21 protein-coding genes and 3 pseudogenes are annotated in these 24,809 nt (G+C 60.2%); 14 read left to right on the forward strand and 10 right to left on the reverse strand.

What is annotated here, in order from left to right:
- Positions 1 to 57 precede the first annotated feature (57 nt).
- Entirely contained in the window at positions 58 to 228 is a 171-nt protein-coding gene (locus tag AC0KUR_RS36735; protein WP_473377289.1) for a hypothetical protein, read from the reverse strand.
- 161 nt (positions 229 to 389) lie between these two features.
- A complete protein-coding gene (locus AC0KUR_RS36740; RefSeq protein ID WP_059752078.1) occupies positions 390 to 1,307 on the reverse strand; it encodes a LysR family transcriptional regulator in 918 nt (305 codons plus the stop codon).
- A 141-nt stretch (positions 1,308 to 1,448) separates the two neighbouring features.
- On the opposite strand from AC0KUR_RS36740, the gene AC0KUR_RS36745 reads away from it, so the two are divergent.
- A complete protein-coding gene (locus AC0KUR_RS36745) occupies positions 1,449 to 2,213 on the forward strand; it encodes an SDR family NAD(P)-dependent oxidoreductase (protein WP_217588782.1) in 765 nt (254 codons plus the stop codon).
- Positions 2,214 to 2,296: 83 nt separating this feature from the next.
- The gene (locus tag AC0KUR_RS36750) at positions 2,297 to 3,004 is read left to right on the forward strand and encodes a pirin family protein (protein WP_011548556.1); all 708 of its coding nucleotides are present in this window, start codon (positions 2,297 to 2,299) and stop codon (positions 3,002 to 3,004) included.
- Positions 3,005 to 3,371: 367 nt separating this feature from the next.
- Here AC0KUR_RS36750 and AC0KUR_RS36755 read toward each other — a convergent pair whose 3' ends face one another.
- A complete protein-coding gene (locus tag AC0KUR_RS36755; RefSeq protein WP_011548555.1) occupies positions 3,372 to 3,629 on the reverse strand; it encodes a DUF4148 domain-containing protein in 258 nt (85 codons plus the stop codon).
- Positions 3,630 to 3,766: 137 nt separating this feature from the next.
- Positions 3,767 to 4,711: a LysR family transcriptional regulator gene (locus AC0KUR_RS36760; RefSeq protein WP_011548554.1), complete on the reverse strand. Its 945-nt coding sequence runs from the start codon at positions 4,709 to 4,711 to the stop codon at positions 3,767 to 3,769.
- A gap of 181 nt (positions 4,712 to 4,892) precedes the next feature.
- On the opposite strand from AC0KUR_RS36760, the gene AC0KUR_RS36765 reads away from it, so the two are divergent.
- The 3 genes from AC0KUR_RS36765 to AC0KUR_RS36775 all read left to right on the forward strand — a co-directional run bounded on the left by AC0KUR_RS36765 (position 4,893) and on the right by AC0KUR_RS36775 (position 8,759).
- The gene (locus tag AC0KUR_RS36765) at positions 4,893 to 5,816 is read left to right on the forward strand and encodes a dihydrodipicolinate synthase family protein (protein WP_011548553.1); all 924 of its coding nucleotides are present in this window, start codon (positions 4,893 to 4,895) and stop codon (positions 5,814 to 5,816) included.
- 236 nt (positions 5,817 to 6,052) lie between these two features.
- Positions 6,053 to 7,495, forward strand: a complete 1,443-nt coding sequence (locus AC0KUR_RS36770; protein WP_234743354.1) for an MFS transporter — start codon at positions 6,053 to 6,055, stop codon at positions 7,493 to 7,495.
- A gap of 190 nt (positions 7,496 to 7,685) precedes the next feature.
- Positions 7,686 to 8,759 (forward strand): porin, encoded by a 1,074-nt coding sequence (locus AC0KUR_RS36775; protein ID WP_473377290.1) that lies wholly within the window; start codon positions 7,686 to 7,688, stop codon positions 8,757 to 8,759.
- Positions 8,760 to 8,990: 231 nt separating this feature from the next.
- On the opposite strand, the gene AC0KUR_RS36780 is transcribed toward AC0KUR_RS36775, so the two are convergent.
- Positions 8,991 to 9,956 (reverse strand): AraC family transcriptional regulator, encoded by a 966-nt coding sequence (locus AC0KUR_RS36780; RefSeq protein ID WP_473377291.1) that lies wholly within the window; start codon positions 9,954 to 9,956, stop codon positions 8,991 to 8,993.
- Between the two features lie 193 nt (positions 9,957 to 10,149).
- Here AC0KUR_RS36780 and AC0KUR_RS36785 point away from each other — a divergent pair, with 193 nt between their 5' ends.
- From AC0KUR_RS36785 to AC0KUR_RS36800, 4 genes are all read left to right on the forward strand, one after another.
- Positions 10,150 to 10,782 (forward strand): hypothetical protein, encoded by a 633-nt coding sequence (locus AC0KUR_RS36785; RefSeq protein ID WP_034178681.1) that lies wholly within the window; start codon positions 10,150 to 10,152, stop codon positions 10,780 to 10,782.
- The gene (locus AC0KUR_RS36790) at positions 10,782 to 12,767 is read left to right on the forward strand and encodes an integrase core domain-containing protein (RefSeq protein WP_034178682.1); all 1,986 of its coding nucleotides are present in this window, start codon (positions 10,782 to 10,784) and stop codon (positions 12,765 to 12,767) included. The genes AC0KUR_RS36785 and AC0KUR_RS36790 overlap by 1 nt, the downstream gene beginning before the upstream one ends.
- 26 nt (positions 12,768 to 12,793) lie before the next feature.
- The gene (locus AC0KUR_RS36795) at positions 12,794 to 13,771 is read left to right on the forward strand and encodes an AAA family ATPase (RefSeq protein ID WP_034178713.1); all 978 of its coding nucleotides are present in this window, start codon (positions 12,794 to 12,796) and stop codon (positions 13,769 to 13,771) included.
- Between the two features lie 67 nt (positions 13,772 to 13,838).
- On the forward strand, positions 13,839 to 14,390 hold the full coding sequence (locus AC0KUR_RS36800) for a hypothetical protein (RefSeq protein WP_081053972.1): 552 nt from the start codon (positions 13,839 to 13,841) through the stop codon (positions 14,388 to 14,390).
- A gap of 253 nt (positions 14,391 to 14,643) precedes the next feature.
- Here AC0KUR_RS36800 and AC0KUR_RS36805 read toward each other — a convergent pair.
- Positions 14,644 to 15,135 (reverse strand): annotated as a pseudogene (locus AC0KUR_RS36805) (porin); the annotation flags it as partial.
- Positions 15,136 to 15,455: 320 nt separating this feature from the next.
- Between AC0KUR_RS36805 and AC0KUR_RS36810 the strand changes: the two are divergent.
- Together AC0KUR_RS36810 and AC0KUR_RS36815 are read left to right on the forward strand one after the other, a co-directional pair.
- Positions 15,456 to 15,701 (forward strand): annotated as a pseudogene (locus AC0KUR_RS36810) (transposase); the annotation flags it as partial.
- Positions 15,697 to 16,236 (forward strand): annotated as a pseudogene (locus AC0KUR_RS36815) (Tn3 family transposase); the annotation flags it as partial. The pseudogenes AC0KUR_RS36810 and AC0KUR_RS36815, both read left to right, overlap by 5 nt.
- Before the next feature lie 662 nt (positions 16,237 to 16,898).
- On the opposite strand, the gene AC0KUR_RS36820 reads toward AC0KUR_RS36815, so the two are convergent.
- The 4 genes from AC0KUR_RS36820 to AC0KUR_RS36835 all read right to left on the reverse strand — a co-directional run bounded on the left by AC0KUR_RS36820 (position 16,899) and on the right by AC0KUR_RS36835 (position 22,425).
- The gene (locus AC0KUR_RS36820; RefSeq protein ID WP_473377292.1) at positions 16,899 to 18,017 is read right to left on the reverse strand and encodes a tyramine oxidase subunit B; all 1,119 of its coding nucleotides are present in this window, start codon (positions 18,015 to 18,017) and stop codon (positions 16,899 to 16,901) included.
- Positions 18,018 to 18,078: 61 nt separating this feature from the next.
- Complete coding sequence (eno, locus tag AC0KUR_RS36825; protein ID WP_473377293.1) at positions 18,079 to 19,353, reverse strand: phosphopyruvate hydratase; 1,275 nt, start codon at positions 19,351 to 19,353, stop codon at positions 18,079 to 18,081.
- Position 19,354: 1 nt separating this feature from the next.
- Positions 19,355 to 20,764, reverse strand: a complete 1,410-nt coding sequence (locus AC0KUR_RS36830; protein ID WP_473377294.1) for a glycerate kinase type-2 family protein — start codon at positions 20,762 to 20,764, stop codon at positions 19,355 to 19,357.
- A 257-nt stretch (positions 20,765 to 21,021) separates the two neighbouring features.
- Positions 21,022 to 22,425 (reverse strand): aminotransferase-like domain-containing protein, encoded by a 1,404-nt coding sequence (locus tag AC0KUR_RS36835; RefSeq protein ID WP_473377295.1) that lies wholly within the window; start codon positions 22,423 to 22,425, stop codon positions 21,022 to 21,024.
- A 162-nt stretch (positions 22,426 to 22,587) separates the two neighbouring features.
- Here AC0KUR_RS36835 and AC0KUR_RS36840 point away from each other — a divergent pair, with 162 nt between their 5' ends.
- The 3 genes from AC0KUR_RS36840 to AC0KUR_RS36850 form a co-directional block, all read left to right on the forward strand.
- Positions 22,588 to 23,361 carry an aldolase gene (locus tag AC0KUR_RS36840; RefSeq protein ID WP_473377296.1) on the forward strand — a complete coding sequence of 258 codons (774 nt, stop codon included), beginning with the start codon at positions 22,588 to 22,590 and terminating at the stop codon, positions 23,359 to 23,361.
- A gap of 97 nt (positions 23,362 to 23,458) precedes the next feature.
- Entirely contained in the window at positions 23,459 to 24,595 is a 1,137-nt protein-coding gene (locus tag AC0KUR_RS36845) for a branched-chain amino acid ABC transporter substrate-binding protein (protein WP_059620791.1), read from the forward strand.
- 74 nt (positions 24,596 to 24,669) lie between these two features.
- The coding region (locus AC0KUR_RS36850; protein WP_437124202.1) for an ABC transporter permease subunit at positions 24,670 to 24,809 on the forward strand (140 nt) is incomplete at its 3' end.

The raw sequence follows: 24,809 nt of genomic DNA on the forward strand, positions 1-24,809 counted from the left end.
CCGACCCGGGGCCGGCGCCATTACGCCGACCCTGGGCTGGCTCCTATATGCCGCCCCTCAGGTGGCTCCTTTACGCCGCCCCTGGATTGGCTCCATATTGCCGACCCGTGACACCACCGGCCACATGAGGCCCCGGAAGCGGATTGCCGGGCCGGTGGCGCTGTTCAGCGCGTCGAGGAAGGCAACCGTCGCGGTATCGGGCGTGTTCGGTGAGACTTGCGTGTTCATCGTGATTCTCCTTTGCCTGATCGAGTGGCTTGCGACGTGATGTCGTGCAGCCGGTGGAAGGGAGAATACGGATCGGTCGTTATTGTCGAAATAGAATCGTTTGAAATCCATCATTGCATGAATGCAACGAAGGACGCCGGCTGATCAACTGCGCCGATGCCTCATTTCGGCCACCGCCATGTTGGCTCGGAAAGGTGCTCGGCAAAGTAATCCGACAGCGCCGCGACTTTCGCGGGCCGCGCGCGCGCCGACGGCGTAACGAAGTAAAGACCACCCTTCGTCAGCGACCAGTCGGTGAGGATCGCTTCAAGACGGCCATCGGCCAGATACTCGCCCGCGATGAATTCAGGCAGCTCGGCGATTGCAAGGCCATCGAGCAGCGTGGGCAACAGCGCATCGGAGTTCGTCACGCGCAGCGGGCCCGTCGGCATCACCGGCTCCTCCTCGCCTGCGTCGTTCGTGAAGCGCCATACAGCGCTACGCGCACGGTACGCATATGAGAGACAGGGGCGATCCACCAGCTCGCGCGGATGCGTGGGTCGTCCTTCACGTCTCAGATATTCTGGCGACGCCACCACGAATTGCGTCACCGCGCACAGCCGCCGCGCGACCAGGGATGAATCCGGAAGCGCGGCGATACGCAGGGCGGCGTCGAACCCATCGGCGACCAGATCGACCGACGCGTCCGATAGATGCAGGTCGATCGACACCTCTGGATAAGCGCGAAAGAAGCCCGGCAGCAGCGGCGCAACCCAGCGCAGCCCGTACGACATCGGCACCGCTAGACGCACCAGCCCGCGTGGCTGCACCGACATTTCGCGCGCCGAGCTTTCCGCCTCCTCGGCCTGGCGATAGATCTCGCCGGCTTTCTCGCTGATCGTCCGGCCGAACTCGGTGAGCGAGAGCTGGCGCGACGTGCGATTGAACAGCCGTGCGCCCAACCGCTCTTCCAGGCGAGCGACACCGCGCGAGACCGTGGCGACCGACACCCCCGTCGCACGCGCGGCAGCCGCAAACGACCCGTGCTCGGCCACCTTCGCGAACATCGCCAGCCCCTCGAAATCAGGTAGTTGAGCCATTTCCCCTCATCATTTCATTTATGCAACGTTTGATTGCGATTAATTCTATTTCGAAAAGATTGGGCCGTCGATATTCTCCACACATCGCAGCACGCAACACCGAACGCAGTGACCCACTTACCAACCGCAAGGAGAATCACCATGGCACGCAAACTCGACAACAAGATCGCACTCGTCACCGGCGCAACCAGCGGCATCGGCCTCGCCACCGCTCAACGCTTCGCGGCGGAAGGCGCGCACGTCTATCTCACGGGCCGCCGACAGGCAGAACTCGATGCCGCCGTGAAAGGCATTCGCGAAGCCGGCGGCAACGCGACCGGCGTCCGTTCGGATTCCACCCAGCTCGATGAACTCGACGCGCTGTATGCGCAAATCAAGGAAGAACAGGGGCGCCTCGACGTGCTGTTCGTGAACGCCGGCGGCGGCTCGATGCTGCCGCTTGGCAACATCACCGAAGCGCACTACGACGACACCTTCGACCGCAACGTGAAGGGCGTGCTGTTCACGGTGCAAAAAGCGCTGCCGCTGCTTGCCGAGGGCGCATCGGTGATTCTCACCGGCTCGACGGCAGGTAGCGCAGGCACCGCGGCGTTCAGCGTGTATTCGGCTTCGAAAGCGGCGGTGCGTGCCTTTGCACGCAGCTGGATTCTCGACCTCAAGGAGCGCCGCGTCCGCGTGAACACGATCAGCCCGGGCGCGACTCGCACGCCGGGCCTGCTCGACCTCGCCGGTGACGACGCCACGCAACGGCAAGGGCTTGCCGATTACCTGGCTTCCCTGATTCCGATGGGGCGCCTCGGTGAACCGGAAGAGATCGCCGGCGCGGCGCTGTTCCTGGCCTCGGACGACGCGAGCTTCGTGAACGGTATCGAATTGTTCGTCGACGGCGGCCAGCAACAGATCTGAGCCAGGCTGAGCACGCGGGGTGTGGTGGACGCGGTCTTCGACGATCGCGATCCACGCCCGGCGCACGCGAATCGAGCATCGTCATGATTGAACATCGGCCTTTTCCTTCGCTTGACGCAATCCGGCGCGACGGCGTTGATGTCCGCCAACATTTCCGCGCGGGCGACGTCGGGCACGCCGACCATGCGCCGCTCGGTCCGCTCCATATGTGGAACGACATCGAATTCGCGCAGCACGCGGGCCTCGGGCTTCGTGTTCACCGCGACGTCGAGATCGTCACGTGGGTACGTTCGGGGGCCATCACCCACGAAGACGATGCGGGCAATCGCGCGCGCCTGGTTGCCAACTGCGTCCACGTGATGAGTGCCGGCACGGCGATCCATCATGCCGAGCGCAACGAGGAAAACATACCCGCGCGGCAGTTTCAGATCTGGCTCCGTCCGCGCACACCGGCCGGTACGCCGCGCTGCTCGACGCGGGTCTGTTCGCCAGGATGTCGAGAGGGCCGATTCGTCACACTGGCGAGCGGCGATCCGGAGGATGTCCGCACGGGTGCTTTGCCCCTCCATGCCGACGCGCGGGTGCGTATCGCGACGCTGCGCGAAGGCGCGGCAATGCAGCACGTTTTGCCGATGCCCGGTTCGGCTTATTTGGTTGCGGATCATGGGCGACTGGACATAGGGCCGATCAGGCTGACGCGACGCGATGGCATTGCCGTTCGAGATGAAGCGCGGCTCGTATTGAGGGCGCGAGACGACACTGATGTCGTGATTGTTGAGCTCTTGCGCTAGGACAAGGGCGCCATCAGGGCGCGCCGCAGCCCCATTCATTGCTGTTTCCGACTTCGAGAAAACGCGTCCGTGAGAGTTGGGTGGCTGTTTGGGGAGCGAACTGCAGACTGTGATACTGACGCTGCCTATGGCGGAGATGGGTCGATCTGCGCCGGTCGCGCGTTGTAGGGCGGTGGCCGGCCGCGTTCGGCCAGGAAGGGACGCTCGCGGCCGCCGGCATCGTGACGTTCGAACGACGGTTCGTCTCCGGGAAGCGTCGCTGCATCTGTGGCCGACACCCCGTGCGAGAGATCATGATTCTGCCCCTGGCCGAATTCGGCCAGCCGAAACGAGGCGTGCCGGCTCTTCGTCCAAAGAACGGCAAAAATCAGTGCTGCTGTGCGCCGGATTGAATCGCGGCCTGACGCTGCGATGACGTTTGCTCAGCCTGCAATCGCGCTTCAGCCTTTTGGAGCCCCGCCGGGTAGTCCACATCAACGGAAAGCGGGTTGTAGCCGGCTTGTTCGAGGTTCGCAAGTTCGGCGCGTACTTGTGCGCGCGAGAGCGGCATGTCGCTCTGGGCGAACGACGTAAGGGGAGCCGAGGCGAGCAGGGCGAGGCCAGCCGTCACGATAATCTGTTTCATCACATACGTAATTTTGGGCGTCGGTTCAACTGAAGTACTGCTAGAAGTCTCGAAGTATATGCGCCTAAAGCTAGGTATTTACCCTTATTCTGACAATACTACATTGCGAAAAGCACACTGTTGCGCGCGTACAGCTTTCAGATGGACCGCAGAAAGGCAGCGGACACGCCCAGTCGCAGGTCCGAGGAGAGGGCGCGCGACCGCGCGATCTCCTTGGTGAGCTGCTTCACCGTGCGGCACGCCAGCGTCAGTTCGCCGTGGGGCGACATGGCCAGCGCAATGAAGCGCGGCACGGACGGCTCAACCACCATTGACGCCTGCAACCGGCATTCTTTTTCAAGAGTGGCAATCGCGTAAGGTCCGAGCAACCCATAGATGCCGCCATCGGCCACGATGTGGCCCTGCAGACTCAACGAGTCGGCTTCTGCCGCAAAATTCAGGGAGACCTGATGTTCACCTGCAATTTGTTCGAGCCGGTCGCGCCAGCTATTGGGGCGGCAGAAAAAGACCAGCGGAATCCCGTCGAGCTTTGAAAAAGCAATAGTAGGGTGCTTGGTCAAAGGGTCGCCTTCCGCGCCGACCAGGTAAGTCGCCGCCTCAACCAAATACTCGTCACCGTCTTTCGGCGTCGGGCTATTTCGAAAGAGGATGGCGAGGTCAACACTGCCGTTTTCCAACCACGTATCCAACAAAGCCCCCTGACCCTCGCGCACCTGTAACTGCACTAGGGGATAACGTTCTCGAAGGCGATGGTAGAGCGTGCTGACCAGCGGATGAGCGGTGGAGGGCAAGATTCCGAGTCGGACCACGCCGATCGGCTCTCCGGCCGAACTGCGAATGTCGTTGGATAACTGTTCCGTGCTGGCCAGCCATGTCCTGACGCGCGGGGCAATCCGCGCCCCCAAATCGGTCAATACCACGCCGCGCCCCGTCCGTTGGAACAGGCGGCCGCCGCAGTATTGCTCCAGTTCAACGATCTGGCGGCTGATATGTGGCTGGCTGGTTCCGTAGGCAACGGCCGCCTTGCTCAAGCTCCCGAGTTCCGCCGCGTCGATGAAAAGCTTCCAAGCCGCGTAGTCCACTTTCCGGCCTCCAATCAGATATGTCAAATCAGTATATCTGAAATGTGCTGCTAGGCAGTTCTCGCATGAGGCGTCCATCCCTACACTGCAACGCATGCACCGTTGTTCCAGCTTGAAGCGAAACGAGCAGCGGGCTCTCCTCTACGAAAGAGGAGCGGAAAAGCTCACATTTGGAGACGTCATGAAAGCAATCGATCTGCGCGGTCTGGTCCCGGCACCCGTTACCCCTTTCACCCGCGACGGCGCGGTGGACCATGCAGCAATTCAACGTCTGGGCTCCTGGCTCGGCAGCATTGAAGGCGTGAAAGGTCTGACGGTGCTCGGCCACGCTGGCGAAGGCACGTTCATGACGCAGAAAGAACAGGCTCAGGTCATCGAAAGCTTCGTTAAGTCCGTCGACGGCAAGATTCCGGTCATCGCCGGTATCACGCTCGAAGGTACGCAAGTCGCCGTCGACGAAGCGAAGCGCGCGGTCGAGGCCGGCGCGTCGGCTGGTCTGGTGTATCCGTCGCACGGCTGGTTGCGCTTCGGCTACCAGAAGGGTGCGCCGCAAGACCGCTACCGCGCCATCTACGAAGGCAGCGGCCTGCCGCTGATCCTGTTCCAGTACCCGGATGCCACCAAGGCGACGTACAACCTCGAAACGCAACTCGAAATCGCCGCACAGCCGGGCGTGTTCGCGATGAAAAACGGCGTGCGCAACATGCGTCGCTGGGATGTTGAAATCCCCATCATCCGTCGCGAGCGTCCGGAACTGCAAATCCTGACCTGCCACGACGAGTATCTGCTGCACACGATGTTCGACGTTGACGGTGCACTGGTCGGCTACGGCGGCCTGGCCCCCGAGCCGCTCATCGAGCTGATCAAGGCCGGTAAGGCGAAAGACTACGCGGCCGCACGCGCGATCCACGATCGTCTGCTGCCCGTCACGCGCAATGTGTACCACCGTGGCTCGCACATGGAAGGCACCGTGGCACTCAAGCACGGCCTCGTGGCTCGCGGGATTCTCGAGCACGCGACGGTGCGCTCGCCGCTGCTGCCGCTCGCGGAAGGCGCGGACGTTGAAATCGCCGACGCACTGCGTTCGGCAGGCCTCGTCGACTGACGCGGAAGCGGCGCATTCATAGCCGTTATGACGATAGCGAAGCGCTGCCCCCGCTTCGCTATCCGCGTTAAGCCGTCACGGCGACGCACGAACGCTCGTTTCGCACGTCGCCCATAACAGGATCGGGAAACGACCAAACAAGCTCCAACATCGCGACACTACAAGACAGAAGCGCGACGGTGCTTAAAAAAGACGAAGTCCGAGGGCCCATAAAATGCAGCTTTTCAGGAGACAGCATGAACACCCCTTTGACCGCCTACAGCGTCGGTGTTGGTCAATCCGAGAGCGCAACGCGCACCACGAGCGAGCAGTTGCGTGCGGCGAACCTGCTGTTCCGAATCGAGAACGTACCGTTCTGCCGGTGGCACACCAAGGCCCGTATCATCATGGGCAGCGCGACCCTCTTTGACGCATTCGACGCCCTATCGCTTGCCTTCGTACTGCCCGTATTGATTGGCCTCTGGCATCTCTCGGCCGGCCAGATCGGCGTGCTGATCGCCGCCGGCTATCTCGGCCAGGTCGTAGGCGCGTTGGTGTTCGGCTGGCTCGCTGAGCGCATCGGTCGCGTACCGAGTGCGACGGTGACTGTGGGCGTGATGTCGGCCATGAGCATCGTCTGCGCATTCACCGGCAGCTTCCATATGCTGTTCCTAATGCGCTTTCTGCAAGGCATCGGCGTGGGAGGAGAAGTGCCCGTCGCGGCCACGTACATCAACGAGCTGTCGCAAGCGCACGGCCGGGGACGTTTCTTTATTTTGTACGAACTCATTTTCCCGCTGGGTTTGCTCGCAGCCGCGCAACTGGGGGCGTTCATCGTCCCCCGCTTCGGTTGGGAGTACATGTTCCTCGTGGGGGGCATCCCGGGCATAATTGTCGCCTTCCTGATCGCACGACTCCCGGAATCGCCGCGCTGGCTCATTTCAAAGGGGCGCTTCGATAAGGCGGAAGGAATCATCGAGCGACTGGAGGCCAGCACGCCCAAGCGAAACCTTGATACGAAAACGCAGAAGGCTGAAGTTGATGAGCGCGTGGTCGGCCTGCTGAACGGCCTGCAGTCGAAGCAGACGGGATCGTGGAAGGAACTTTTTTCGCCGTTCTACCGCGGGCGCACCATCGTAGTGTGGTTACTTTGGGCGACCTCATATTTTGTCGCGAACGGCATCAACAACTGGCTGCCCAGCCTCTACAAGACGGTCTACCATCTGCCGCTGCAAGAGTCGCTTCACATGGCGTCCATCTCGAACGTCCTGAGTACGTGCGGGGTGCTTGCCTGCGCGTTGCTGATCGATCGTGTCGGGCGCCGCCGCTGGGCAATGGCCTGCTTCATCATCAGCGGGATCCTGCTCGCCGCTCTGGGTATTCATGGAGCAGGTAGTGCCTGGTCAGTGATGTTCTTGGGATCTTCCGCATACGCAGTGATGGCAACCACAACCGTACTGCTGTACCTGTACACACCTGAAATCTATCCGACCCGGATGCGCGCGATTGGTACTGGCCTCGCGACGTCCTGGCTGCGGGCCGCTTCTGCTGCCGCGCCTGCGATCGTGGGCGTCGTATTGACAGGGAAGGGCATCGCGGCGGTATTCATCCTTTTTGCGGTGGTCAGCGCTATGGGTTTCTTTGTAGCTTCGCGAATGGTGGAGACCACCAATCGCGCTCTCGAAGAGATCTCCCCGTAGCCGCTCGCATCCCTTGCCGCTCCTTCTCCTGATGTGAGTCAAGGGGAAGGAGCGTCCTGGTTCGAAACACCGATAATTTCAGCGCGACAGGTTCACAGATAGCGACAACGTTCCGCGACTCTGTTTGTAGTCCTTATCGGATGTCGTGCGGCAAAGATCGCATATAACAAAACGAATGGAGACAACGGAAATGAAAAAGGCACAACGGGTCATGGACCGCGCTTCGATGCGGAAAGTCGCTGGCACACTTGGCGTAGCAGCGATGCTCAGCGCCGGCCTCGCATTGACCTCTGTCGGCGCCCGCGCAGATAGTGGTTCGCAAGTCCAGCTGTATGGGATCGTCGGCACCTATGTCGGCAGTGTCAGACGTAGCGATACGCCTCAATCCACGGTACTCATGGGCAGCGGCGGATTGACCACATCATTCTGGGGAATCCGCGGCAAGGAAGATCTGGGCGGCGGTGTCAGCGCCATCTTCGCTCTGGAGAGCTTCTTCCAGCCTCAAAACGGCGCGCAGGGCCGCAATGCCACAGACCCGTTCTTTTCACGCAATGCGTACGTGGGCTTTCAAGGCGACTTCGGTCAGTTGACCTTCGGGCGCCAAAGAAATCCGACCTATACAGCCGAATCCCTCATCAACCCGTTCAGTTCGTCGACTGTCTTTTCGCCTCTCGTCCTCCAGACGTTCGTGACCAACTATGGTGGCACGATCATTGGCGATACGGTGTGGAACAACACCGCCAAGTACACAACACCGGACTTCAAAGGTTTCGGCGCAACCGTGATCTATGGCCTGGGTGGCGTTGCGGGGTCGCCCGGCGTCGGCAATCTCGGCGTGCATTTGAATTATCAAGGTCACGGTCTCACGGCAGTGGTGTCCGGCCAGCGCGTACGCTACACCGCAGCGGGGCCAGTGGGCGCACAATACGCCTACCTCGCGGGCGCGGCCTATGACTTCAAGCTCGTGACACTTTATGGCGCGTGGGCGATGACAAGTGACGTGAGTACGCCGACAGGCAGCCACACGTACGAGGCGGGTTTTTCGATCCCGTTCACACCGGCCGATTTCCTGCTTGCTGAGTGGGCGCGTACGCAACGGTCCGGTCCTACGCATACGACCAACAGCCTTCGCAATACTGCCGCACTCGGTTACGACCATCTGCTGTCCAAGCGGACGGACATTTCCGCAATTTACTCTATCGACAAGCTGAGCGATCATCCCATCGGCAACACCTTTGCCGTCGGCATTCGGCACACGTTCTAGAAAGCGTTCACCCTTTTGTCGTCACTTCCTGTCTCTGAAAAGCTCGGCGGCGAGGTCGGTTACGGGCCGGTCATATACGAGGGGCGTTCGGGATTCGCAAATTCCGCCGAGTCTGGTGCTAAGCTGCTGATTCGAGAGGAGAAACGCTGACATCCGCTCGGTAGTCCGTGACGGCGACGTGGACGCCAGCAGCGACAAGTGCCAGAACCCAGGCACCTCATGCGAAGGGATTCAGGGGCCGTCTTGCCTGAGCGCCGAGCGCACCGCTTGCGGGGTTTTTCCGGTCCATGCCTGAAATGCCCGCGCGAAGGAGTTGGGATCTTCGAAACCCAGCAGGAAGGAAATTTCTGCGCCGGACATTGATGAATTGACGAGGTAGTGTTGCGCGAGCGACTCACGCAGACTGTCCAGCGTCTGCTGGAAACTGGAGCCTTCATCCTTCAGTCTTCGCTGGAGGGTCCGAGTGCTGACCCCGAGCTTGCGGCATACGACACTCATCGACAGTTCACCGGCCGGCAGCGCCTCGAGCAGTACGCTGCGCAGTCGTTCCACCATGCTGGCAGTTCGATCCAGCCCAGCCAGCCGCTGACGCAGGGCAGGCTCGAAATACGACCACATCTTGTGGTTCTCGGTCAGGAAGGGGCGTTCAACGTCCGCTGCCGCAAAAACCAGTGTGGCCAATGAGGTGCAGTCGACTGGTACGCCGAAGTAGGCCTCGTACGCACGGAGGTCCGACTCCGATCCCGGCGGCACCGGCCAGCCTACCCGTAACGGTTGCACCTGGCTGCGCGTAGCGAGTCGTGCGAGTTGCACGAAGAACACAAGCTTGAACGCCTGGAACACGCTCGGTGGAGACTCCGTGCGGTCCAGGAAGTCGATTGTGACGTTGCAGTGCGCCGCCGTGCGTCCCACGTTGATCTCGATCGGCGCAACCAGCCTGACGTACTTCGAAATGCGGTGAAGTGCACCCTCCATGTTGGCGCTGCAGAGCGCGGCAAAAAGCTCCGGGTCGAACCAGTCGGAAGACATCACCTGCGCAACGCGCAATGGCGCCGGGCAGTCTGCCTGCACAGCATGGGCTTCGGCCTCGATAGCTCTCCAGAGTTTGAAGAAGTCCCTCGAGTCCAGACGCACGTTTTCGCGCGCGAACAGATCGCCCGGGAATTGTGCGCGGCGCAGCACGCTCGGCGTCGTCAATCCTGCGGTCTGCATCCGTAGAGCAAATTAATTCTGTCACTCCAGAATCCCCGCGGTTCAAGGCATGTGGCGTGTGAGTTGACGACATTATTGGCGGTCTCACCAAAATAAAGTCGTCAATTCGCATATGTCCGAATTAAATTTGTCAACTCGCGTCATAGACTTCGAAGCCCGACTGTAAGGCCCTGATCTTATGGACGATTCCCGGCACGCAATGCGGCCGGTTACGACGCCGCGCCCCCGCGGCGCACCCCGGCTGGACGCCTTCAGCCTCAAACTCGATCGTCGACTGACGCTGTTTCAACGTGGCGCGCCCGAACTGTGGCTGCTCATCGAAACGGATCCCGCTGTCCAATCATTTTGCGAGCGGCCGGGTTACGTGCAGCTCAACGGACAGCGCTACCTCGCCGATTTTTGGATCCGCTATGCCGACCGCGAAGAGGTGGTCATCCTGTCCGATTCGCTCGCGGACATGCGGCTCCGTGCTGCTCGCCCCAAGTATGAATTGGACGGCGTTCCCGTCCGGTCGGTGACATCAACCGACCTCGCGGCCGCGCGCGCCTGGATCGATAACTGGCGGCACATGCTGCCCTGCCTGGTCGCGGCGCGCGGGTTGGTCGCGTCTTCGCTCCTACGCGCAGTCGAAACTTTCGTGACGATGCCGCATACCTTGCTCGAGATCGAGCGTGAGCTCTCTGTCGGCGATCCGGCGCTGGTCCGTGCGGCGATTTTCGCGCTCGTGTATGCAGGGCACGTGGACGCGGTTGATCTGCGTACCGAGCCTCTGTCGTTGCTGACGCGCTTCGTCGCAACCGAGGCGGCATGATGGCACGTCGCAAGCCGGAATTTCAGACACTGGATCCGTCGACCTGGCCGACCATCGCGTGGACCGAGTTTGATACTGCCGAAAGGGAATCGATCCAGGCGCGTATGACAGCGATCGAGCAGTATGCGCGTGGCGCTGCGATCAAGGAGATTGAGCAGAGCACGGGAGTCAACCGACGACAACTTTATCGCCTGCTCGAGCGGGCACTCGCAGCGCACCCGGACGGTCGCCTCTATGGCTTTCGCGCGCTGGTCTTGCACGCCCGCGTTGCCGATTACGTCCGTTTGAGTCCGGTGAAACCGAACGGCGAACGCGGAAGCCGCGGCGCCGTCGGCGCGTTGTCGCAACTGCTTGAGCGTTTCCCGGTGCTCGCGGCGTGGCTGCGGTTGCAAATCAAGCAGCACCGCGTCGCGTTGATCGAGATCCGTACCGGCGGAGAATTGCGCACACGCCTACGCGGCCTGCAAGGACTGCATGCGGGCTTTCTGCAGCAATGTCGTCAGTGCGGCCTCATGGCTGCCGACTATCCGTTCAATACGGCGAGCCACGCGATCCGCTCGCTCTCGGCCCGCGTGAAAAGCGAACTGCTGAGCGGATTCGGCACCGCTGCGCGTGCCGCCGGCGCGACGCATCTGAAAGGCCTGCCGCGCAGCGATGATTTCGCTGCGCCCGTCGCGACACGCCCCTACCAGGTCGTTGAATTCGACGGGCACCGGCTCGATATCCGGCTCAAGATCGTGATGCTTGATCCGCTCGGTTTTACGCACGAGTTCGAAATCGAACGCGCCTGGTTGCTGGTGATCATTGACGTTTGCACACGCGCTGTGCTCGGGCATCACCTCGTTCTGGCTCGCGAATACAGCCGCTACGACGTCATCAAAGCGATCGAATCGGCGCTCGAGCCGCATCGAGCCCGGTCCTTCACGATTCGCGAACTCGGCTACGGTCCCATGGATGGGTACCCGTCTCAACGCATGCCGGAGCTGGCGTACGTGACGTGGGAGCGCATCAAGCTCGACAACGCGAAGGCGAATCTCGCCACCGAGACGCTGACCGCTTTATGCGAGTTCATTGGCTGCCAGGTCGCGGCCGGACCGAAGCACAGTCCGGATGAGCGTCCTTACATCGAGCGGTTCTTTGGCACGATCGCCACTCGGTTGTCCTCGCGCTTGCCGGGCTACACCGGCGGCCATCCTCGCGATTTGCGTCGCGCTTTGTCGGACCCAAAGGGGAATCTGCGCTTGTTCGTATCCTTCGACGAGCTCGAAGAGTTGGTCGAATACGCAATCGCGAGCTACAACGGCACGCCGCACACCGGACTCAACAACGTCTCGCCGCTCGAGGCGATGGAATCGTTCGTCCGTGGCCGACACACGCTCGTGAACTGGTTGCCGGAGCCTCGCCGTCGCACGCTGTGCCTGATGCAGTCGGCGAAGCGCTGTCGTGTCCACGCCTATCTGAATCAGGGTATCCGACCGCATATCAACCTCTACGGTGTACGGTATTCGAGTCCCGTTCTGGCTTGCAGCACTGAGCTCATCGGTAAGCAGCTGCTCGTCTACCTGAACGCGGACGACTTGCGCAGTGTCCGTGCATTCCTGCTCGACGGCACCGAATTAGGTGTCCTCGACGCGCAAGGTGCGTGGCACGTCGTGCCGCACAACCTGACCTTGCGACAGGAGATTCGCAAGGCCCAAAGCCGCAAGCGTCTGCGGGCATCACTGGATGCCAGCGGGATCGAGAAGTACATCCGCGCCAAACTCGAGCAAGCGGGGAAAACCCGCCGAGCCGCGTCCGATTTGGCGCAAGCGGCTCGCATTCTGGCGGCCGCGCCAATCGTTCGGACGCCGCCGGGACCGGTGTCGACATCGATGTCCACGTCGACCGCCGTAGTCTACCCGGCTACCAGTGTAGTGCAGCCCGAAGTCCCACAGGTACGTGCGCATCCGCGCAAGCTGAAGATCGGCACCGGTCAGGTAGGTTGATCCAACGTTTCCGAGAGGAGGACACCATGTCAGTCGAGGTTCCACGTCCCATCGATCCGGCGTTGCATCCCTTGGCGACCGGCAATTACCGGATCGCTACGCCCGCCATTGAGGCTTTCTACGATCTTGTCACGAAATGTTTGCGTTATCGCATCATGGGCGCGCTTATCTATGGCCCGCCGCGCATTGGTAAGACCCGGGCAATTGAATATCTGCGCCTACTGCTGGCTCGCGACCTGCCAAAGATTACCAGCTACCATGCGCAGTGCGAGCACAAGCCGCGGCACGCCGAAGGCCCATTCTTCGTCAACTTGCTCGAGGCCGTTGGAGACCATAACCCGAACGCGGGTGTCGGTTCGGCCAAGCGCATGCGTCTGACGTTGCGCATTCGCGAAGCGGCTGCCCGTGCTGGCAGCGGCACCGTGCTGCTGTTTTGCGACGAGGCGCAGCGATACAACGAAAACGAATACGAATGGTTGCGTGACGTTCACGATGCACTCGATCGCCAGCAAATTAAGCTGTTCACGTTCCTCGTCGGCCAACAGGAACTGCTCTCCCAGAAAACCGCCCTGCAGATTGCCGGCAAGACGCAGATCGTCGCGCGCCTGATGGTCGAGGAACTGCCGTTTTACGGAATTCGCAACGTCGCCGATGTCGCCACCTGTCTGAACGGCTACGATCAGACTGCGTATCCGGAGACGAGCGACTGGAGCTTTACGCGATTCTATCTGCCGCAGGCTTTCGACGCCGGCTATCGCTTGCTCGACGACGCGAGTGAACTCTGGCGGGCGTTCGAGGCGGCCCACCACAAGGCCCGTTTGCCGGGCCGTCTCGAGATTCCGATGGAGTCGTTCGCGCGCGCGGTGGAAATCGTTTTGAAGGACAGCGAGTTAATGGATGCGCCTGGTTACTGTCCCGAGCCGACCTTGTGGACGCGCGCGGCGCATCAATGTGGTTACATTCAGTCTCGCCATGCGACCGGCCAGGTCCTCGCCACAGCGTAGCGGAGCGTCGCTCCAGCCGCCGCGCCTGCCGATTCTGACGCTCGACGAGCAAAAGCTGACACCGTCGATGGGCTACGTGTTCAACAAGCGCTGGCTGGACCCCTGCGAATCGCTCGTGTCGATTTTGTGGAAGTTCGAGAAAGTAAATGCATTGCCTGGGAATGTTGTGGCGCGGGTGATGGGCCCCGATGTCGATCCGTACGAGGGCGTAGTACCCCAACTCGGTATCGTCAGTGTTGCGCGGCTACACAGCATCCTCGGTATTCCCTATGCGTCGCTCGAGATTGGACTGCTGCACCCGAGTCAGCGGCGCCAGTACAGTCCACTGTTTCGTCACTGCCGCAGCTGCATTGCGCGCGGCTACCATAGCGTGGTGCACCAGATGCTGAAATTCAACACCTGTCCGGCACATTATCGGCAGTTGGAAACTGCGTGTCGCCGCTGCGGCTATGAGGCCCCCTACGTCGTGAATGTTCGCCTGCTCGAGTCGCCGTATCGATGCGCGATCTGTGGTGGCAGTTACGGAGGCGGCGGTTGGTCGCCAGACAAGGCTTGTCCGATGAAGTCTACGTACCGCAAGGCGTTGACGCGACGCTATTACGAACGTCACCTGGGATAGGGCGCAGATCCGGAAGTTGCACGCGCGATCAACGATCGCCTGTTCAAACGCAAGGGTTGAACATCGCGTGACTGCGACAGCAGGCACTACGGGGAATTGACGCCGGTCTTCGCGACACCACGCGCGGTGACGATTTTATTTCGCGGTACGCAAATCCATGATTTCTTGGCAATTTTCCGATTCCGCGTCGGTGTCGACCTCTGAAGTGACATTTTTACTTCGCAAACGGTGACAACTTTGCTTCGGTCTACGAAACGGGGCTCGTCCACTTCACGGTGTTGTTGAAGCGCAGGCTGTTGTCCGCATCGTCGACGTCGCCCGGCGACGTAAAGTACTCCAAATAGTTGTCGCCCTGCACCGGCTGCACGAGATCGCGTAGCGCGTCGTACTGGCGGCCGAGCGTGACCGTGCCCCAGCGCGCCGACGCGACACCGACGTACGCCTGGCGGCCGAACTCGCGGCCGCCCTGGTTCAGCACGCCGGTGTTGACGTTGAAGCCGTTCTCGAGGCGGAACACTGCCTTGAAGCCGCCGCCGAGGTCTTCCGAGCCGAGCAGGCCCCAGCGGCTGCCGGACATCACGCCCGAGGTCAGGCCGAGCTTCGTGCTCTTGCCCGCGACGTTGTGCGTGTACTGGATCGCGTCGTCGATCACGCCGTACAGCGTGACCGAGCTTTGCGCGCACGCGTGGTTGGCCGCGCCGGCCGCGCCAAGCGCGACGGCGGACAGAATCAGTCTTCTTTTCATGAAATTTCTCGTATTGAACGGATAGGATCTCCGCCCGGCCGGCGCATGCCGGCGAGGCCCGCCAAGGTTAGGCGTTGAGATTCCCGTGCGTGACGAGAAATAAATTGTGCGATCGGCGAGAAATTCTCAGCATCGCGCGACGTGCGACTCGGCGGACGGCGCCTCGCCGAACCACGACGCGCCGCGCATCCGTCGGCATACTAGCGGAATGCCGAATCCGGCAACATCTGTCCGACCGAGGTAACCACTGCGATGGTGTAGTGGTCTAATGAATCCGGACACTGATTTAGGCGAGAATGGTCGCCATGAAGAGGTGTCTGATGAGCAAGCAACGACGTACGTTTTCCCCGGAGTTCAAACAGCAAGCCGCCTGTCTGGTGCTCGACCAGGGCTATAGCCATATGGAAGCAAGCCGCTCGGCCGGCGTCGGCGAGACGGTGCTCCGCCGCTGGGTGCAGCAACTTCAGATGGAACGCCAGGGTGTCACGCCGCAGGGCAAGGCAATCACGCCGGATCAACAGCGTATTCAGGAACTCGAGGCGCGTATCGAACGCCTCGATCGTGAGGATCGCCGCATCAATTTGCTCTGGCCAATGCACGGCGGTCGAAGCGATTGCCAGATTCGGATCAGCTGCTCGAGGGCAGGCCGTGTACGATGGCGGCGTTCACATCGGCCGCCTATTCAGAAGTATTTTTCTGATCGACTACTTCACCAATACCTCTTTCCGGTCGGAGTTGCAACATGCCCTGAATCGGGGAGAAGCCGTGCATACCGTGCAACGCGCAATTCACATCGGTCGCATTCCGGTGGAGCTAGCTCGGCGCCAGGAATCGCTCGCGGCAGTGTCGTCGGCGTTGACCCTGCTCTCGAACATCTTGATGGCCTGGAACACCACCCACATGCAACGAGCCCTGGAGAACATCGAAGCTAGCCGGGGGCAGCCGATCGCGACCGAGCAACTCCGGCGAATCGCTCCAACTCATATCGAGGGCATCAACTTGCGCGGCACCTTCAATTTTCCCGTGTCACTGTACGCAAAGCGGATCTTGCCGAGTATCGCGGTCGACAACTCCATTCCGTCAACCAGTCGGAGCGCCTAACGACGGGGTGAACTGGCGCCGCCGCTGAAGGGACCTCTCATCTTCGATTCACCTCGTCCGGAGACACCCTCTGCTTCGTTAGCGGAGGGTAGACACTAAACCATTGTTTTATCGGAATTAATATTTAGAGCCGCAAGGCAAGGCCTTGCCAGGCCTAAAGGCGTCTAACCGGAAAAGCGCACGGAAATCAAGACCACCCCAATGACGCTCGTCCGGTGTGTCGAGCATCAGTTGAAACATTCGTGGTCGCTTGATGTAGGGACGGGTCGAACATTTCCTACGCAGGGGAAACGACCGAGGCGAGGTCGCTTTTGTGGCCGTACCCCGTCGCGGTCGCGGCACCGAACTGGAAACCCACGGTTGATTTATAGACAGCAACATACTAGCTAGCGCGCCTGTGAACACTGCTAGCGCTAATTGTGAGCGCCTATACAAACTTCCGCGGGCGCATCGTCGGCAGACTAACGGCAAGGCTGAAAGCTTTATCCAGTCAGCTTCACTTGGTGCAAGCGGTCCCAAACCTCGACGCTTGCCAGCATTCGCCCGGCATGAGCCTTCGGCCTATGGCCGAAGGCTCAGGAAAGTCCCGACACTGGCGCTCGGCACCTTCCAGGGGGATCCAGGCGGCTCAATTGCCGGGAGCGCGATTCACGGTGACCCGATCAGAGAGCCGGCTTTTCCCACAAATTGAGGGGTGTGCCGATCTTCCTTTCCCGCGCGTTGTTATAGAGCTCCGTCCCCCAGCTGATGTCGAAAACCGCCATCCCGCATGCTATGAAGATGACGCGCTCCTTCGTGCTCTCCCGGCCGGGCTTGTCGCCGTTCACGACGTGACCGAGGCTGGTCGAGTCGGACAGAGCGGGCAGCTTGCCTGCATCGATCAGACGGAAGAACGGGCCGCCGATGACGCTGCTGTAGTAGCCTTCCTTATTGCCCGATGCGATTGCGTCCTCGACATAGGCTTCCTGCAGCGGGGTATGGTCGTATACGATCCTGGCGCCGGTCAGGAACGACTCGTCGGTATTGAACGGGCCTGAGACGAGAATGGTCGCGCCCTCCTTGATCCATTCGTCCTTGAAATAGAGCGGCTTCAGACGCGACGCTGCCACGGTGATCACATCTGCATCACGGAAGCCTTTCTCGGCCTCATCGGTACCGGTGGCGGAAATCCCGTACGTTTGCTGAACCCAACCGGCGAACTCGTTCGCCTTGTCGAGGAAGACGTCGAAACAGACGACGTGCTGGATCGAGCCGAGCTGGGTCATGATCGCGGTGAAGCACGCCTTGTTGATCGGGCCGCAACCGATAACAGACATACTTCTCGCATCCTGGTTGGCTAGATACTTTGCCGCCACTCCCGGCACGGCTCCGGTTCGGGCCGCGCTCAACAAGTTCGCCGACATCAGCGCCAGCGGCGCACCCGTGTCCTTGTCATTGAGCATCATGGTCAAGATCGAGCGCGGCAGGCCTTTCTCGGCATTGGCGTGATTCGATCCGTACCATTTGTTGCCGCACACGTCGAAGCGACCGCCCAGATAACCGGGCATTGCAGCAAAGCGGCGGTCCGGACCGGCAACCGGCATGTTCGGGAACTTCGTCTCTTTCGGGAAGACGATGTTCATTCCGTGGTTATTGTGATTGGCGCCACCCATCAGATAGTCGCCTCTGCCGAGGAGTCCGAATGTCTCCTCGCATACGGACACGCAGCGCGCGGCATCCAGCACGCCAGCTGCGATCATGTCCGGCTCGGAAAGGTACAGAAAGTCGATCTTGGGATACATGGTGCAGACCTCGTTGAAAAAGGAAGATGGTGGGTGTCAAGCGTCGATCCCGACTCAGTGGTCAGAATCGGAGAAGTGGCGAAATGTCGTAGAGGCGACAACCCGGGCTTCGTGCATTTGCCCGCAACAGGAAGTTGAGCTTTTCGATCCGCTCGCCGGAACGGGGGGCGCCATTCTTCTGGAGCGGAACTTCGAGGCCGACCGAAAAATCCATCACGACGTCATCCACGACACCACCGGAGCGGCCCGAGGGCACCGCGATCATTCCGTGTTGCAGCGCAAATCGATAGGCATCCATCGCCTCCGTGATCGTTCCGACCTGGTTCGGCTTCAACACGAACCCGTCCACGGCACGAGTCTCGAAAGCCCGCTCAAGTAACGGGAGACTGGTGACCGTGAGATCGTCGCCCAGAATGATCGATCGTCGAATTTCTCGAACCGCCGTGCTGTAGCCTTCCCAGTCGTTTTCATCGAGCAAATCCTCGATGAAGACCAAATTGAATTTCTCGGTCAGGAAGCGGGCATAGGCAATGAGTTCGGAGGTGGACACCCGTTTGCCTTTCAGCAGATACGTGCGGGTTTCCTTGTCGTACATCTCGCTTGACGCGCAATCGAGCGCAAACGCGATCCGGCCTGTATAGCCACAGGCATCGATGGCCTTTTGCATCAGCGTCAACACGACTTCCGGGTCATCGGAAGGGGCGGCGTAGCCATAGGAACTGGCGACTTGAGGTTTGTGGCCCAGATATTCGGTCAGTACATGGCCAAGCTTCTGAAACACGGCCACCGCCATTTCGATGGCGAAGTCGACACTGTCAGTGCCGTACGGCACGATCAAGAACTCGTTGAACGGCTGGGTGAGCCCATCGTATCGTCCACCGTTGATCACGTTGAAGCATGGGACCGGCACGGTCCTGATGTCGTGGCCGGCGATGTGATCGTACAGCGGAATCGATCGGGCATTCGCCGCCGTACGGAATGCCGCGATGGATACCGAGTAAATCGTGTTACCGCCGAGGCGGGACTTATTAGGTGTGCCATCGAGCGTGATCATTTTTTCGTCGATCGCTCGCTGATCGAACACGTTCATGCCGATCAGCGCCGGACCAATTACATTGACCGCGTTGTCGACGGCGTTATGAACACTGAGCCCGTCGTAGGTCGCTGGATCGCCGTCCCGCAGAACGAACGATTCGTGCATCCCGACGGAAGTGCCGGTGGGTGCCGCACCTCGACCAACCGCACCGCTTTGGGTGCGCACCTCGACTTCGACTGCGGGCCGGCACTTGCAATCGATGATCTGAAGTGCCCGGACGGATGTGATCTTGTCTTCCATGTCACTTGCTCCCGTTCGGTTCAGGAACATAAAGGATGTTCAAGTCACACAGGTTGGTACCGGTGTTGCCGGTGAAAACGGCGGAGTCGATCGACTCGAGTGCTTCGAAGCAGCTGTGCTCGCGCAGTGCCTGATAGAGGTTGACTCCCTTTGCGGCAGCCGCGGTGAAGCTGGTCGAGTCCGTCATGCCTCCCGCCACCGTCGCCGTGCCGTCCGTGCCTTCGCTGTCGATCGACAGCAGGCAGGCACCCGTGGTTTTGGCCGCCGCGATAGCGAAACTTGCGGCCATTTCCTGGCCAGGCCCGCCGTGCCCCTTGATCACGCTGTTATCGTCGATAAGCGTCGTCACCTCACCGGAGCTGAGAAGCACGCAAGGGGGCTTGATCGGATTGCCGTACGTCTGGATTTCGCGCGCCATCGACGCGAAGAAGGTGCCGGCGTCGCGACTTTCTCCTTCAAGGAACGACGACACGATCATTGCGGGGATACCCATCTCCTCGCAGACTGCCTTGGCGTAAATGCAGGAGTCGGGCAGCGTGTTGAGCAGGAAGTAGGTATTGTCCGGAAAGGCCTTCGGGGTCTCCGCGTCAGGGCCTGCGTTCATCAGATAGTCGACAACGCTCTTGGGCAGGCGATCGGCCACGTTGCGATTGATGATCGTGGCGCGAGCGTCGTCCAGGGTCGTCATGTCGGGACCGATCGGCGTGCTTTTGTAGGCTGCGTAGGGCACTGAAATGTCACCCGTGGCAGGCGATCCGACCGCGTCGCTGATGCCGAAGCCGATCAGTTCGGCACCCGTGCGCTGGATGCGCTGCGCCAACATCCCGCCGTTCAAGGCCGAGATGTGCCGGCGCACGGCATTGATCTCGTAAATGCCTGCACCGGATTTCAGCAGCACGTCCGTGGTATCGATCTCGTCCTGCAGGCTGATGCCTTCGATCGGACAGGACATGAGCGCCGAACTTCCGCCGCTGATCACCGCGATGAACAAGTCGTCTGGTCCGGCCTGATCGACGAGTTCGATGATTTGCTTCGATGCCCGATGGCCTTCTTCGTTCGGGAGGGGATGGCCACCGACGAACACCTCGGTCTTGTTGAAGCGGTCCGATTCTTCACGGATTTTCACGATGGCAATACCGTGCGTCAGGTGATCACCCAACACATGGTCGACTGCCATTGCCATGTGGTTGCAAGCCTTGCCGGCGCCGACCAGATAGACGTTTCGCTTGCGCGAAAGGTCCCACGAGCGCGTTCCGATATGCAGTACGCTACCTTCCATGCGCATGATGCTTCGAATGCGCTGGTAGCTGTCGAGCCTGCCGAGTGTCCGGTCCGCGATATCGAGTACGATCTGCCGTGACGAAACGACACCAGTCGATAGGAGTGCTTTGTAATTTCGTATCTTTTTCATGCTGAAAATTGATCGGAGTTACCGCCGCATCGGAATCATGGGCGACGTGTTGTCCGTCAATTTATGCAATCGAGCTGAACAGATACATGCACACTGCGGCGGATCGCTAGATAACTGTAGAGGCCTTGTTGCCTGCACAGTTAAATCCGCGCGCGGCGTGGACGCTAGCTCATGCGCGTGCCGACTCGAGCGGGTTCGAGAGATCACCGGTGCGTTGCGCGACGCCGATTCCCTGGAGGCTTCGTGACGAGACCGGGTCAGTGTGCAATGGCATGCGCCAGAAACGCATAAAGACGATCGAAGTTGCAGTGCGCAACATTGAATCGCAGCCAACTACTGGTTGGATTGGTGGCGTAGAAAAGATTGCCTGGCGCCAGAAGAATCTTGTGGTCGACAGCACGTACAGCGAGTTCGGCCGAATCGCAATTGATTCCCGCGGGCCGTGCCCATACGAACATTCCGCATCGAGGTTCGCAGAACACTTCAAAACCGATCGATTCAAGCCGGCGACAGGTCCGTTCCTGAGCGGTAGCGAGACGATCGCGCAATTGCTCAGCCTGCTTCCTGAAGTGTCCTTCGGACAGCACTGCATGTGCCAGTTGCTCCGTGATTGTCGGCGTCGACATTCCGGACACCAGCTTCTGGTAAAGCAAACCCTCGAGAAGCGCGGGCTCCGCGGCCACGAATCCCACGCGCAGGCCGGCACCGATGGTCTTTGAAAAGCTGCCGACATAGACCACTCGTTTCAATTGATCCATGGACGCGAGCGCGACTGAATTTCCGGACACCAGACCGGCAGAGACGTCGTCCTCGACGATGATGCAGTCGTAGCGCTCGGCAAGCTTCAGGACCTTGAATGCCGATGCCGAGCTGTAGCTTGCACCGGTTGGATTATGCAACCGCGTATTGGTGAAGAACACTTTGGGTCGATGAGTCTCGAACGCATGCTCCATCGAAACGACGTCCGGACCGGTGGGTGTCATCGGAATCCCGACTGCCTTGATCCGGCGCAATCGCAATGCAACGAGCAGATCGCTGTAGCAGGGCTCGTCTACCAGCACGGTATCGCCCTCGCGCGTAAGGTGACGAATGGCGAGATCCAGCGCCTGGTTGGCACCCAGCGTAGTGACGATGCCCGTGGAACTTGCCTCGATCTCGTGTTCCGCAAGTTGCCGCACGATTTGCTCACGCAACGGCTCATACCCCTTTGCGTGCCCGTACCCCAATAGCGATCGCGGCTGCGCCGCTACCTGTCTTAGCGCCCGCCCAAGGCCGTCCGCGTCGAACCATGCCTCTGGAATCCATCCCGAGCCCGCGTGAATCGTGCCTTCCGTTCCCTCCAGAACGTTACGCAGCGACCATCCGTTCGTGAATTCCTCGTTGAGTTTCTCGATGGTCGGAGGTATCTCGCTACGGTTTCGATCCGAGACATAAAAGCCGGATCCACGCCGTGCCATCAAGACGCCTTGCGCCACCAGGCGATCGTATGCTTCGACGACCGTAAATGTCGACACGCCATGTGCCTCGGCGAATACGCGGATGCTCGGAACCTTGGCCCCGGACCGCCAGGTTCTTTCGTTCACCGTTGCCGTCAGCCCGGCCACGATCTGTTGAACCAGGGACGATTCCCCCTGGGGATCGAGCGTCAGTATCGGTTTCATCGCCGCACCTATCACATCAAAAATACCGGCCCATATAACCGTGCAGGCGACGAACCCAATACAGTTAGTCACCCTCGTTTTAAAGTGTACATGTATTCGTGCAGGTTTGATTCACTACATTGAAGGGGAATCGCATACGCACACCTTGCACTGGACGACCCCATGGCACACGCCACCGATTTTTTTCCTGGATCGAAGACCGATGAGCTTGCGAATGCTCGCGACGATCTGGCCGCGGCATTTCGCATCGCCGCGCGCCTCGGCTTCCACGAGGGCACATGCAACCATTTCAGTCTCTTGCTCCCGGGCAGTCGGGAAACGTATCTGATCAATCCGTTCGGACTCAGCTTCGAAGAGATCCGACCGGCTGATTTGCTGCTCGTCGATTCCTCCGGCTCGGTAATCGACGGAGTCGGACGAGTCGAGAAAACCGCACTCAACATCCATTCCCGAGTTCATCGCGCCTCGCCTGATGCCGCATGCGTACTTCATACGCACATGCCTTATGCCACGGCACTGACGACGCTCGACGGCTTTCGCCTCGAAATGTGCCATCAGAACAGCCTTCGCTTTTTCGATCGCATTGCCTACGACCGTGATCATTCGGAATACGGAGGACTTGCACTCAGCGAACAGGAAGGAGACCGGATTGCAGCCGCGTTGTCTTCCAGGCGTGTCCTGATGCTCGAGCACCACGGCGTGATAGTCACGGGCCCTTCGATTGCCGCGGCACTCGACGATCTCTACTACCTCGAACGAGCCGCCCAGGTCCAAATCCTCGCGATGTCGAGCGGGCGTCCGCTGAAACGCGTGAGCGACGAACTGGCTCGCCGGACTTCTCGTGAATTCGCCCGTGATCGAGATGAATATGCACGACTTCATTTTCGTTCGCTCAAGCGGCTTCTGGAATCTGCACAACCGCACTGGCGGGACTGACTATCCCACGTCAAGCGCAATCGGCCATCTAGTGCCAGCGCTCCTGACGCTGCAACCATGTCGCCTACCCAATTTGCCCACGCCACGGAGGTTTCACATGAAGTACTGTCACAAACTCACCATCGCCACCCTGTTGCTCGGGGGAATCAGCCCCGCATTGATTTCTGCCGCGCATGCGGATCAGACTGTCAGGATCGGTGTCGCGGGCCCGTTGACGGGCGGCCAATCGAATTTCGGCAAGGACGATGAGCGAGGCGTGCGGCTGGCGATTGAAGAGCTGAATCGGACGCCGATCGTCGTCGACGGTCAATCCATCAAGTTCGAAATGCTGTCCGAGGACGATGCTGCAGATCCCAAAACGGGCGTCTCTGTCGCTCAGAAGCTCGTCGATTCGGGTGTGAAGGCGGTCATCGGCCACTACAACTCCGGCGTGACCATTCCCGCGTCCCGCATCTACAACAATGCGCGTGTTCCGATGATTACCGGCGCCGCTTCAAATCCGGCGATCACGCAGCAGAGCTTCCCGTATGTCTTCCGGCTTGCGGCCAATGACAACGTGATGGGCGCACGCATGGCCGAATATGCGGCAAAGGTATTGCATGCAAAACGCGTGGCGGTGATCGACGATCGCACGGCATACGGATCAGGCGTAGCTGACGTGTTTGCCGCGACGGCGAAGAAGAACGGTATCGACGTCGTCGCCAGGGAATATTCCAACGACAAGGCAACGGACTTCAACGCGATTCTGACGCACATCAAGGCTCAGCGCCCGGACGCGATCTTCTACGGCGGGTACTACGCGCAGGCAGCCGCCATCGGGCGACAGTCCAAGCAGTTGGGTCTTGCGGTTCCGGTGCTAGGCGGGGACGGGATCTGCTCGGTCGATATGCCGAAGCTGGCTGCCGGAACGTTGAATGGGCGGGGGTATTGCGCCGAAGGCGGCGCACCGCTCGCGACGTTGCCCGGTGGTCCGGAATTCGCGGCGCGGTATGAAAAGCAATTCGGTGTGAAGAACGATGTTTACTCGCCGGCATTCTATTCGGCCACGATGGTGGTCGCGCAGGCGATGAAGGCGGCGAATTCGACTGACCCCGAAAAGTTCGTTCCGATGCTCAAGCAAATCCAGTTCTCGACGCTGGTCGGAAAGGTCGCGTTCGACAAGAACGGTGAATGGATTGATGCGCCGGTGACCGTGTACAAAGTGTCGGGCGATAACCTCAGTCCGACGCAGTGATACTTCGAGCGAGAACGACGAGTAATCGGCGTTCTCGCATGCCGATCCAATAGTAATCAACTCTTGGGAGTGACATGGACATTTTTGTCCAACAAATTCTGAACGGGCTGGTGCTCGGCAGTGTCTACGCCATCATCGCGTTGGGCTACACGATGGTGTACGGCATTCTCGGCATCATCAACTTCGCGCACGGCGACGTGCTGATGATCGGCGC

This window comes from Burkholderia sp. YHN3-13 (assembly GCF_055810675.1).